The organism is Psychrobacter sp. APC 3279, assembly GCF_030407795.1.
Taxonomy (GTDB): Bacteria; Pseudomonadota; Gammaproteobacteria; order Pseudomonadales; family Moraxellaceae; genus Psychrobacter.
This window is the reverse complement of record NZ_JASDCR010000032.1, coordinates 1-13,214: the sequence shown is the minus strand read 5'-3', so window position 1 is coordinate 13,214 and position 13,214 is coordinate 1. Positions and strand designations below refer to the sequence as shown.

Annotated in this window: 8 protein-coding genes and 2 pseudogenes; 2 read left to right on the top strand and 8 right to left on the bottom strand. The window is 40.5% G+C overall.

The features are described 5' to 3' along the window. The 6 genes from QL898_RS13520 to QL898_RS13495 all read right to left on the bottom strand — a co-directional run. Positions 1-509 (bottom strand): hypothetical protein (locus tag QL898_RS13520; RefSeq protein ID WP_290177160.1); only part of this gene is annotated, 509 nt, incomplete at its 3' end. 30 nt (positions 510-539) lie between these two features. Further along, complete coding sequence (locus tag QL898_RS13515; RefSeq protein ID WP_290177159.1) at positions 540-2,828, bottom strand: RHS repeat-associated core domain-containing protein; 2,289 nt, start codon at positions 2,826-2,828, stop codon at positions 540-542. Further along, entirely contained in the window at positions 2,786-3,859 is a 1,074-nt protein-coding gene (locus QL898_RS13510; protein WP_290177158.1) for a hypothetical protein, read from the bottom strand. The genes QL898_RS13515 and QL898_RS13510 overlap by 43 nt, the downstream gene beginning before the upstream one ends. Beyond that, a complete protein-coding gene (locus tag QL898_RS13505; RefSeq protein WP_290177157.1) occupies positions 3,859-8,358 on the bottom strand; it encodes a DUF6531 domain-containing protein in 4,500 nt (1,499 codons plus the stop codon). The genes QL898_RS13510 and QL898_RS13505 overlap by 1 nt, the downstream gene beginning before the upstream one ends. A gap of 95 nt (positions 8,359-8,453) precedes the next feature. After that, positions 8,454-9,137 carry a hypothetical protein gene (locus QL898_RS13500; RefSeq protein ID WP_290177156.1) on the bottom strand — a complete coding sequence of 228 codons (684 nt, stop codon included), beginning with the start codon at positions 9,135-9,137 and terminating at the stop codon, positions 8,454-8,456. Continuing rightward, positions 9,134-10,696, bottom strand: coding sequence for a TadE/TadG family type IV pilus assembly protein (locus QL898_RS13495; RefSeq protein WP_290177155.1), 1,563 nt, complete (start codon positions 10,694-10,696; stop codon positions 9,134-9,136). Before QL898_RS13495 ends, QL898_RS13500 begins: the two co-directional genes overlap by 4 nt. A 68-nt stretch (positions 10,697-10,764) precedes the next feature. Between QL898_RS13495 and QL898_RS13490 the strand changes: the two are divergent. After that, positions 10,765-11,031 (top strand): annotated as a pseudogene (locus QL898_RS13490) (transposase); the annotation flags it as partial. A gap of 113 nt (positions 11,032-11,144) precedes the next feature. After that, positions 11,145-12,056, top strand: a pseudogene (locus tag QL898_RS13485) (IS3 family transposase); the annotation flags it as partial. A gap of 274 nt (positions 12,057-12,330) precedes the next feature. On the opposite strand, the gene QL898_RS13480 reads toward QL898_RS13485, so the two are convergent. Together QL898_RS13480 and QL898_RS13475 are read right to left on the bottom strand one after the other, a co-directional pair. After that, positions 12,331-12,594 carry a hypothetical protein gene (locus QL898_RS13480; RefSeq protein WP_290177154.1) on the bottom strand — a complete coding sequence of 88 codons (264 nt, stop codon included), beginning with the start codon at positions 12,592-12,594 and terminating at the stop codon, positions 12,331-12,333. 13 nt (positions 12,595-12,607) lie between these two features. Then, on the bottom strand, positions 12,608-13,214 hold a 607-nt coding region (locus tag QL898_RS13475), incomplete at its 5' end, for a hypothetical protein (protein WP_290177153.1).

Below are 13,214 nucleotides of genomic sequence, written 5' to 3'. Positions count from 1 at the left end.
AGATGCCAGACACTAGATAAATACTGACTTTGAGTCACATCTTCCCAAAGGCTACCTTTATATACTTTTAAATGGTTTAGTAATGAATCGCTGACACAGGCTAACTCAGTCATATCTATATTTTCATTAGCTAATAAAGCCTCAATGAATAATTTATAAATTAATATACTCGGTCTATTTTTTTTTATATATAGATCCTCACCATTCCAGCGTTCAGTCTCACTTTGGGGTAAAGCCAGTATAGCATTGGCGATATCTAAGGAGACTTGCAAATAGGCAGTAGATACTTGTTCATCAAATTTAGCATAACTTAGATAAAGTCCTTCATGGAGTTTATTATCCACTGACATATGAGGACTAGACGTTTTACTAATTTTTTCTCTAATAAACTCTCTATTAAATGTCGTTATTTCTGAATAGTAATATTCTGACTCAGGTAATATGCGAGACTTTAGTATTCCACTCCAATCATCATTTTTAATCTTGTTTTTTTTAAGAAAGTTAAACATATTTTTTCCTTTTTAATCATAACTTTAAATTTAAGGCAAAATCTCTGGTAGCTCTATAATTCGCTTCATTGACATACCCATTGTATTATTCGTCACACCAATTTTAGATGATGATAGCTTCGTTCTAGAGCTTACATAGAGTTCAATTTCATAATCTCTATTTTCAATCTTTTCCATCACACTACGATACTGAGAGTTATTCAAACCACTTCTATTAGCATTAATTGCATCTCTTAGTCTTTGTTCATTTATATCAACAGTAGCAGGCTTCTTACCCCCTCCAAAAGCAGTCAAGGCAGTGTGATAACCATTATTCGATTTTGCCTCAACGATGACCAATTGTCCATTTGGTCTCACATAAGCATAGTCAAACCCATTACCATTACTGACCTGAGGTGTCCAAGTAGCTACGGGCTTCTCATTGTCCTTAATGAATTTCTCCATGGCCTTTACCTGATTTGCTTCTTTAGCATAGTTCCAGTCTCTTTTTGTTACTACGCCTGCACCAGGAGGTTCTTGCCATGAGTACTTTGAACTAGCAGAGAATTTAGGAACGACTCTACCACTACTATCAACAAATGCATTTAATGCTGTTAAACGAGAACCTAGAAAAGGTACTCTTGTTTTCGCTAGTCTTTGAGTGGCCTTTTTTATATAACTAGCAGCTGTGCTATCTTTATATAAAGCTTTGGCAGCATTTATATTTTTGCCAAAGTTTTTAATGAATGGTATTGCTTTATTGATCACTGTGGCGGAGCCAAAGCCAACTAAGGCATTCCTCATACCATCCGAAAGTATCTTTCCTGCAGACTCTAAGTCTGCATAACAAGTCGCTGTATAGGTTTTGGAGATAAATTTAGAGAATGCCCAAACAAATTGTACAGCAGCAATTACTTGTAGTGGTCCGACTGCAGCTGCTAGGGTTGATACCAAAAGCGCATCAACAACTTGTCCTACACCGACAAAGTGTAGGGCGCCCCATGCCGCAAATGCAGTACCAACTACTGTAAGGGTCGTTCTATTGCTAACCAGTTTCCATAGCTCTTTACCAAATTGAGCCATTGAGGCAGGGAAACCTTTAATACCAATAGCAGTAGCATAATACAACTTATCAGCAAAACTATTATAATCGATAGGAGCCAACCCATCTGGATCACTAATCGAATGCGGTTGGTTCAGTGCAAAGGCGAACAGATCAGGGCCTGCTGCCAGTCCTAATGGATCGGGGGTTAAGTATTGCTGGTTTAGCGCATCATAATAACGATTGGTATTGTAGTGTAGTCCGCTCTCACTATCGTAGTACTGGTTCGATAAGCGCAGGTTAAGCTCGAACGTGCTCTTAGCATGAATGCTGGCATAGCCAAAGTCTTCATTGTCTGCTTGCCATACCAGTTTACTAATGCTATCAGTGACCGCTATCGGTGCGTTTCTATGATCAGTATGAATGTAGTACAGCTCACCTTGTTGTAGGATGGCAATAGGTGTGTCGTTCAGCCAGACATACTGTTTAAGATTGTCTGCTTGTTGTCCTGCGGTGTCTGTCGTTTCAGCAATGAGCTGATTGCCATCATAGAAGTAATAGGTGGTTTTTGTCTGATTACCTTGATGGTTATAAGTCGTCTTAGCGACACGCTGGTTAAAGGTGTTGTAGCGGTAGTCAGCGATAGGTATGAGCTGACCTGTTTCATCAGTACTGGTAATCTTGATCAGTCGGTTTTGGCTGTCGTACTGGTAGTGCTGATCGCCCTGCCTGACCGTTCTACCCCACTGATCCATCTCAGGGGTTTGACTGATCTGCTCAATGACATCTTTCTGCTGGACAAACAGCGGCTCTGGATTTCGGTTATAAACAACTTGGTCAAGCACTTGACGAACTTGCTTACTCATACCGCTTTGTGGATGAATGGTATCACCCACTTGTGCGCTATAGGTTTGCTTGACATTTACAGGTTCTAACTGCTTTTGGTTAGGATCGTAGTTAAGCATGGTCTGCCCAACTTTTGGGTTCCCTGCTAAGACGATGCGACCATTTTTGTCTTTTTGAAGGGTGTTGGCAATACCATTACCAAAATTAAACTGCTGCACTAGGCTGGTATCTCGGTCTTGGTTCATACCTGTGACAATTGGTTTGTCCCAGAGTCCTTTTAGATAGATGCCACTGAGTATGCCTACTTTTTTCTTGTCTTCACCATTATAGGCGTATTCGATGACTTCACCACTGGGCAGGGTGCGTGTCTTAACCCGACCCTTGTCATCTGTGAGGGTGAAGCTTTGCGCTACTCGCTCTCTATTACTGCCATTACTTTGTCTTCCATCCAATCAATGTAACGGTTGACATAACGGTTAATATAATTAAACTTCTTTAGTTGTAAAGCACGTCCTTCTGTATTACCACTGATGGATAAGGATAGACATAATTCTTGGTAAACAACATTCTTAGGTTTAATTGGTCGATTCTGATTGGTAGAGATAATCATTAATAAAGGTACAAAACTATGCCAAATCATACCGCCAGAGGCGAATAAGCTAAGTGCCCATTGATAATCATTATTAATTGGTTTAGTAAAGACTTTAAAAGCTTTATCACTTAATTGTTCTTGATATTCAAAGCCTTCGAAATATATCTGCCCTAGTTTGATATAGGGTTCAGGAGAATAGAGTAAAAAATTAACGTCTGGAACGGATTCGTAGTCAAGGACTGACCTACCGTAGTCCTCATAGCTTGAAGGTGGAAGATGATGCGGCGCTGGCTCAAATCCTGCAAGATCAATCTCTATACCTCGCCACTGCTTTTCTTCGAGTTGTTCAAGCTCAAGCTCGAATGCTTTTGTTACCTCCCAAAAAATCATGAACTTTTCATCAGGATCATCTGCTTCGGCGGTTAGCTCTTTATAGAGAGCATCTACTCTCATGTCATAATAATAAAGATCAAGTTCTTTTATTATTTCTTCATTCGAATTATTGATAGGGGCATAGATATTTTGATATTGATCTCGAGGTATCAATTCATTATTGTATTCCCTGCCTATAGCTGATAACTCTGTATGCCTACGATTTTTCGAAGAATCATTTGAATAATACTTGAGACAAATTTCATTAATCCATGGCTGCTCTATATGCTGCTGTAAAAAAACGAAATGCGCATAATAACTGGCAAAGCCATCTTCAATGTCCTGACTCATCCATTCAAGCTTCTGTCTTGCAAACTCATTATCAATTTTCTCAATCCATTTATGAAACTTACTATGGTACTTCCACAGCTTACCATTATGACGATAATCGACATTCATACGCTTTACACGCTCTTTTTCACTCACATCATCTTCAAAACTTTTTGAATATAAAAACATTATTTAAACCATCCTTTTACCCAGTCAGTCGTTTGATCCCATTTTTTTGAAGCATACGCTTTTATACTTTCTTTAGAAATATCTATACCAAATGCTGTTTTCAAAGCTTCTAATAATCCTACATCTCTATGCTTACCATCATCATCTTTTACACCATCTTTAGCTATCGCAGCTGAAGCAGTTAAAAGAGCGATAACGGCTGCAATGGCTTTAGCTAAAGTCATAGCTACAGCGCCTGCAAATACTGCTGCAACTAACTTGGCTAAAAAGAATGCCAACACCAAAGCTAGAAAAATTAACAATCCCTTGACTAATATACCTTGCCAACCATCAGCACTCGCTGCGTCTTTAACAGCATCTACAGCCTTTTGAAGCTGGCTTTTCTGTGAGTCGCTCATTTCTGGCTTAGACGCTGACTCTGGTAATTTTTCAGCGGTTCTCTGTGATTTGAGCGTTGCATCATAGAACACCAGTCCACTATCAGCTTTGCCTTTAACTTTAGTATCCGCATGTGTAGTAACAGAATAAACTTTATTCCCTAGTGCTATTTCTCCAGCAACTGATTTTATATACGGCAAACTACTATAACTACCTCCTTTAAACGTAGCCTTACAGTTATTTTTTGCAGCGTTAATATAGCTCTTAACTTGATTAAGTCCTTTTTTATAGCGTACTGGATCATTCTTCCAAGATATAGGTTTTAATTCCCAAATAGTACCTACGAAAGGTTTTCCTGCACCCTCTAATTCTATATTTTCCTCATCTACAAAATATGCATCTGGTCTTATAATTCCAAAGGTACCTTCCCGACCATCATCAGCTCCGTAACCTTCTAATCTTGGTACTCCCGAATCTGCAGCTGCTCTTACAGCAGTAGTTAGTCTTTTATGAGTTATGATACCAATGAACGCTCTTTCCAAAAAAGGTTTTCTTTGAAGAACCTCATCGTAAACTTCATATTGTAGACCCCACAAATCCACAAACTCATGCGGTCTATCATTAGCAAAGGCATACAAATCCTCTCCTGCCGCTAGTCCTACAGGATCAGGAGTCAGATACTGATTACGAGTCGGACTAAAGTAGCGATGAATATTGTAGTGCAGCGCTATTTCAGCATCATAATACTGATTAGAGCCGCGTAGATTCATCGCTATTTGTGAACCGTTAAAGACTGTGGCTTTTCCGTTATCTGCTAGCTTCGCTTGCCAGACTATATCTTTATTATCATCAGTGACCGCCATCACCGCACCGCGATGATCAGTCGTCAGGTAAAAAGGCTTTAGCTCATTAAATTGTAACAATGGACGATTATCATAGTGGACATAGTCTATAAATTTTGGCTTATCTTCAGTTGCTGTTTGCGTGAATTCGCTGATTAGCACACCATTGTCATATAGATAGTAAGTGGTTTGCTTTGCTTGATCGCTATTCAATACCGTTTTTTTATATCGCTCACCAGTGATAAGATAGTCGTAAGTGACTATAGGACTTTTATTGTCAGTAACTTGTTTTAGGCGTCCTAAATCATCATACCTATAATGACGCCCACTCTCTCGTACTAACTGACCGATTACATTGTATTGATCAGTAGTCGTCGTGGTTTGAGTCATGGCTTTTGATGGTTGACTCTCGACCATATCACTACTAACTTGATTGTCTATACTATTTAAACTTGTTGACACTGGGCGGGTACTGATATTTGGATAGGCGTAATCAATCGCATAGCCTCCTTTATAGAGTGTGCTATAGCTATAGGCAACGTCTTTATTACCTGTCCACTCTACAACTTCATTGTTTCTATAGGCTTGCGTTTGGCTAACGCCATTACCGAAGTTGAACGTTGACTGGTTGTCATAAGGTTTTTTATCATTAATATTTGAAACCAGAACTCTGTCTTTGAACCAGCTTTTTTGTGTGATCTGATTTAATTGACCGTCTTCGTTATATTTATAATTTAAGCTTAAACCGCTCGGGTAATCTACTGTCGTTAGTTGCTGATTATCATTGTATTTGTAATGCGCAGTGAAATTGTTATCTTTGAACTGCCATGTTTTTTTTGAGATATTACCGAGCTGATCATAAGCATAGTGAAGCTGATAGTCAGGGCCGATGACAGATTTTTTCTGATTGTAATCACCCCATACTACTTTAGCACTATCATCATTGGTTCTGATTTCAATGATACGTCCAAAACCATCGTAGGTAATATTTATCTTTTGTGCTAACTCATTAGCGACTTCAGTTAAACTATCATCATTATTCCACTCATAACGTGTCCAGCCAGTCGTTGGACTGTTTTCCGCAATTACTCTATTAAAGTCGTCAAAGTAAGCGGTGGTACTATCTCCATTTTTGTCTTTGAGCTTTCTGGTAGCTACAGAGAATTCAAGCGTCTCTGACTCTAAGCTTGTGTCTACACTTTCTTCTTGTGCAAACGCCGTTTGCTGCTCTACTTTACCATCGACTAGTAAATTTGCCGATGTCAGGTTGCCCTCAGTATCACGAGTCAGATCTATTTGAGTTTGCTTACCATCACTCATCCCAATGATTTGACCACCGGCGTCGTATTGGTAGCTCATTATCTGACCTAGTGGATCAGTGATCTGCTGAATTCGTCCTAAAGGGTCATAGCTGATGGTGCTAACTTGTCCTGCTTGATTGCTTTGAATGACTTGACCTTGTGCATCATACTGGTACTCATTTTTAGTGCCATCTATGTTTACTAAACTGACGACTCGGCCTTGAGTATCATAGCGCATGGATTGAGTCAGACCCTCGGGGTAGCTGATTAGCGTGAGCTGATTCTGCTTATCATACTGATAGCGGGTTGTATCTTGATTACCTTTTAATGGCCCATCAGCGGCTACCAGTTGTTGCCTGCCATTGATTGTCTCATAACGGTAACGGGTTGTACGACTAATGGGCTGTACTTGACTGTTTACCGTTGCAGGCCGAAACCCACTCTCAGTCATAGCCACAACATTCCCCGCCTCATCATAGGTGAGGCTCGTCTGTGAGATCTTACCCTCAACCACACTAGGACGAGTGATGGCGGTCGGCTGCATCGGATAAGCTGCATTGTCATAACTGTAAGCCAGCCACGTTTGCTGGTTGTCCTCCTTTGTCTTATCTGTCTGAGTGATCTTGATTGTGCGCCCAATCGTGTCATAGCTCGTTGACGTCGATGCGATAACTTGACCGTTGTCATCAAGCTTACTGGTTTTCGTCACCCGTCCTGCACTATCATACTCATAGCTCACATTGGTGGGGCCGCAAGTGACACACCCTGCCCCTGTCACAGATAATAGCTGTGCCTCGCCATTCTTGTACCTATAGCGGTAGTTGGTGGTCTCCCCTATGCTGTTAGTTAGGACATTAGTGAAGATATGATTTGCTTGGGTAGGTATGACGGTGTCGTTGTCATAGACCACACTAACCTTCTTAACACCGTCTTTGTGAGTGGAGCTAGTAGCCCTATCATAAGCGTCATAGGTCCATTTAGTTATCAGCTGTGGCTGTTTGTTCTCATAGCTGTATTTGGCCGTGAGGTTGTGCGCATCATAAGGGTCATTATACTGATAACCCGTTCTCACCCCTGTCGGTGAGACGACTTGGGCAAGGTTACCCTTTTGGTCTAATAGGTAGACCCATTTGCTAGCGCTGTTATTATTGTTACTGTTGTTTTGACGGATTGTGCTGCTAGTGACACTGATCTTAGGCAGGCCACTCTTTGTGATCTCATAGGCGAACTTTAGGGTGTCGCCGTTATGGTTGCGGACTTGGGCAAGTTTACCGTCAACGCCATAAGTGAGTGACCAGTAAGGGCTGCTAGGACTGTTGGCTTGTTCAGTGACGCGAGAGAGTTGACCGTAGCGAGACATACCAAGCTGGTTGACGCTATTGATTTGTTTGTGAATCACAAATTCAAACTGTTTGCCGGTAGGGAGTGTCCATATCCAAGTGGCTTTACTAGGGTTACTACTTTGACTGCGCTCTATATAGCCAAGCTCACTCTTGTCTGCAACATAGCGAGTAACAAACAGGGTGCTACTATCTAAAGCGGCGGCGGTCTTTGTAAAGCTGATCTTGCGTCCATCGGCTTGGATGATGTCTATTTGATCATCGATGTCTTGCAGTTGCATCTCGTAGTCGTGACGCCAGCCAATGCCAAATAGTCCGCGCTGGCTGCTTCTTGAATTGTAGTAACGGTTGAGTCTTAGGGCATAGTCATCACCTACGGCTTGGATGTCTGTGGCTTGTTCAAACTTGTTGCCGTTAAGAACGTTGATGGGGTTGCCGCTACCTTTGGCTTTTGCAGCTTCAATTTTATCCACTATAGTAGGGTTGGAGCTTTGATTAGCAGGACAGCTTCCTCCTACGGTCCCTTGTCCGCCATTAGTATTGCAAACGATAGTTCTATTTTCTGTTATGCTTAAATCAGCAGCAACTATGGTAGGAACAATAATCAACAAGCTGACAAATAAACGGTTCAAACGCATAAGTTATTCTCAACCATCATGGTAAGTGCGAGTAGGCACTAAGGTTATGCTACTGCTAAAGTATCTAAGGTTTAGAGCGTTTTGGCGTATTCTATTCATTGATTTGGTCGGTTTGGAGGAGCTATTACCATTGATTCCAAAGCCTTAACTACCTCTTTAGGCAATAAAAATCTGTAGTATTCATCAAAAAGATGGGGCATGTTGATGTAGCTGGCATATCTATCAAAGACCGTGTCCCAACCACTTTGACCCACTTGATTGGCTATGTAATTGTGTTTATCTACAATAGAGTGCTGATAACCAATAATCTGCAAAGGTAAGTCATAGTCTATTAAGGCAAACACTTCTTTTTTTTCATTGAAGATTAAAAAAGGAGTATTTAGATGAGGGGATGCAAAGTTCCAAATTATATCTTCATTTATATATTGACACTTAGCAAAACAACCAAAACTTGCGTCTGTAGATGCTATAAAAATAGGCGTCTCTAAGTTATCGTTAATCAGATTAGTAATTATTGTTTCAGGCTCTAAACTATCTTTTATTTCTTCACCAAGTTCATATGGTATGCAGAAGTAGTGGTAATCTTCGCTTAGTCTTGGCTTCATCGCATCAGTTTCAGTAATTCCTTTAGAGCCTTTTACTATTAGATCATCAAATGGATGCATATTAGCTTCGTCTGTTGTTAGTAGCTCGCCACCTTCATCTTCTAAAAAATTTTTTTGAGGTGCCCAAAACTCGCTAAAATATTCTTGATCGCTATTTTTTGAATAAAATTTCATTGTGTTTGCCCTTTATGTGTTGGCTTTCTTCTACCAGGTTTTATAATTTGCCATCCTGGTTTTTGTGTTGAAGTTCTACCAGGATATGTATCAACTCTTCTTCCATCAGGTAATGTTGTTGAAGTACTTCCATCAGGCCTTTTAGTCTGATTAGCCCCTTCAATTCCACCTAACTTTTCAATTAACTCTTCTTGTGTTCCTGGATAATCATATCCTTTGTTTCCATCATCAGTTGGAACAGCATCTCCCAGCACCTCATCTAACTCATCGTTACCTGTTTTTGGACCATCAGAAGAAAATACCCCAACCACCCCATCTACCGCATTTTGTAGCCCGTTTCCAGCAGAGGTGAGGATATCGCCGATAAGCTCTGGACAATACTTATTAGCAGCACAAGCGGCTCCACCCAAAATAGCACCTCCAGCTGCAATTTCTGCACCACCAACAGCACCAGCCCCTGCAATAGGCACTAAATTTGATTGAAAAGGATTATTTGCTTGAAAAGGATCATTAGTTGGTGAAGCTTGACTACCGTTGTTAGTTATACCAACTCCATAGCCACTAGATCCCGCTAAACACGTATTTTGATTCTGAAAGTCTGAGACTAAGTCAGAATCGACGATATTGCCATTAGCGTCAAAGGCATCATCTATATCATCCATCTGCGAGGCGCCTAAGGTGATAAGCCCTAAAGCAATGAGTAGCTTTAGCCAGTCTTTATTACTGGTATTACTATCTGTGTTGATGCCACCGTTCGCTCTAATATCTTCTATGATTTCTTCTCGGCTCATGCCTTCATACTTGCCTGGTAGTTTGACCGTAGATAGATCAGGTAGCTGATGGTTATCCCCAACTGTGCCAGTACCAGTGCCAGGGTTGTTTGAGGCAACCTTTAGAGTGTTTTGAATAGCTGGGCTTAGCATTTGGGAGGAGACGTCAACGACGATAGGTATTCTATTAGAGGCAAACAGCATAGCACTAAAGGCATCTTTGGGACCTGAGAGAAAGTCAAAGGCTTTGGCGAAGAACCCGCCTACTAGTGGAATAGTAGGCTTATAGCCGTAAGTAATTCTTAGCTTTAAAACATTGGCCTCTGATATGTTGACGCCAGAGCTAGCACCAGGCTTGGATTTGAGGTTTTCCATGTCTGTCAGTTTATTAGGAATAACCTTTTGCTTGATGCCGAGTGTCTTTTGAAGAATGGGGCTGTTAAAGTCATTAAAGGCTTCAGCTGTTGGGTTGATAATTTCAATCTTTGTAAAGGGCGCTTCGGTGGCTTTGGCAAGTGCCAATACTTTGGCATTATCTAATTTACCACCACCGATACCTTTGTTAGCGCTCAAATAGGGTAGGAATCCTTTTAGTAGTCCCATTTCGATTTGTTGAGGACTAGCGTTCTCAATAGCCCCTGCGCGAGCGGCTTCATAAGAGGCATAGGTCAGATTAGTTTTGGCGTTATACATTAGGGTATATTGCAAGCCATTCATCCCTAAAAAAAAGATTAAAGGTCCAATGGTAATAAATTCGGTTAGTGTGGCGCCAAGCTGACTTGATTTCATAACTGAGCTATGCTGAAGAAACCGTAGAGATAAACTTGGTAAACTAAGCGTATTAATCGGAGTTTACCATGACCAAGAAAGTTAGAACTTACAGCACAGAATTTAAAGCAGAAGCTGTCAAGAAGATAGCGGATAATAATGGCAATATTTCAGCTACTGCAAAGCAGCTCGGGATCGCCATGCAAACCTTATCTAACTGGCAGAATAAAGCCAATCAAGGCAAGCTTGTGGGCACTGAACAATACGATCCTGATCTTATGACGGCTCTTCAGGAAATAAAGCAGCTCAAACGACAGCTTAAAGTGGCTGAAGAGGAGCGCGAAATACTAAATGAGGAGGGATAAAGCGAAGCACCGCTTCGCCCCGACGCAAGGGGAGAGCTATGCTCGAGTTGGCCACGGCGTACTTCGCGAATGAGGAACGTTAAGAAACAGTCTGGGAGACTGTTTTAGTGACGCAAGGCGAAGGGCTATGCCCGCAGTGACAGTTAGTGAAGTACGCCTTCATCAAAGATAACCAGCACCTCTTTCGCATCACTACTATGTGCCATGTATTGAAGATTAAGCCGTCAAGCTACTACGATTGGCTGAGTCGTGATATCAGTGACCAACAGATACACCGCAATCAGTGCGAGTTACTGGTTAAAGCCGCTCACAGTGAAACTAAAGGGCGCTATGGTGTTGAGCGCCTGCATGCGCGTCTAAATAGACAAGGACATGATATCAGTCCTTACATGATTAGAAGCATTAAAGAGGAACACGGCATTAAATGTCGTCGTCATAAGCGCTTTAAGGTCACCACTGACTCAAACCATAATAAGCTTGTCTATCCAAACGTGTTGGATCAAGAGTTTGATGCCAGTCGTCCTAACCAAGCGTGGGCCAGTGACATCACCTATATTTGGACGCTTGAGGGCTGGTTGTATTTAGCGGGAGTCAAAGATTTATATACCAAAGAGCTGGTCGGCTATGCGATCAATAAGCGAATGACCGCAGATCTAGTATGCAAAGCATTGAACATGGCCATCAAGAATAAACAACCAAGCAAAGGGCTAGTCGTTCACTCTGACAGAGGCAGTCAGTACTGTAGCCATGCCTACCACAAGATCGTTAAGCAGCATCAGTTTACAGGTTCAATGAGCGCTAAAGGTAATTGCTTCGACAACGCTCCAATAGAAAGCTTCTGGGGCACTTTAAAGAACGAGCTGGTATATCATCAGGATTATAAGACTAGATTTGGAGCGATCAACGATATTATTAGATACATCGAGCTGTACTACAATCAGACTAGAATTCAAAAGGGTTTGGGCTATAAATCGCCAAGACAGGTGTGGTTTGATTATTATCGTCAGGCTGCGTAATTAAAATCTCCCAAGTTTAAGTCTACGGATTTGACGGCAGGGATCATAGAATTCAAAAGGGTTTGGGCTATAAATCGCCAAGACAGGTGTGGTTTGATTATTATCGTCAGGCTGCGTAACTAAAATCTCCCAAGTTTAAGTCTACGGGATTGACGGCAGGGGTCAAATAATCTCTACTACCATCGATTTCTAAATATATTTTTTTCTTAAATATACTTGGTTCCACGTTTTCAAACACTGCTTTTAAAATTATCATTAGCTTGTGCCTAATTTATCACTCCTCAGGCAATGCAAAGCCCCAAATACCATTTGTTATTTCACCTGATGCAAATATTAAGACTTTATTATCAACTGTTAGCTGATAAACATAAGGTTTGAATACAGTGCTCTCTTCACCGATTTTCATTTTTAATCTAGTATATTCATCATCAATATCTTTCCATTGATACTGATACTCCATGAGATCAACACCTTTATACATAAAAGAACCTTTTCCACTATCATCTATTTTTTGAGTACCTGCAAATTTAAATTTCATAGTATGCTCTAAACTAACTTTTCCATGCAGATACTATAGAGCCCCATTCTTTATTTACAGCGTCATATTCTCTTTCTTGAACAGAATCGTTCATATAATAATACGAACCAACTAAACTAACTCTTTCATTAGAAAATTCTATTTTACGGATTCCATCTGTAGATATTTTCTTGGCTCTCTCCGCCTCTAATTTGTTACTTGGTAAAAAAGTATGCCAAGGTATTCGATCTTCATAATATACATATTCAGGGGGTTTAAGCTGATGATTAACACTACCATTATCGTTGACGAAAAAATTTAAAGCCCATTCGTCTGTACTATTACTAGTAATTATATTTTCATTGGATTTACTAATATCGATACAATCGCCTCTAGCGAAAATGAGATTGCTTTTCGGATCTACTTTAAAATCTGAAGCAAGACCTCTAATTGTCAGACTGATCAGCTCCTCGTTATGTATCCATTCTACTATAAAGTATGGATCTTCTATATCATAGCCAAAACCAGACTTATATTCAGCTTCTCTGATTGATATATAACTACCTCCTTTATATAAAAATAAATAATCACTATATGTACATTCTTGTCCTTTACTACTTATAACCTTGAATTCTCTTATC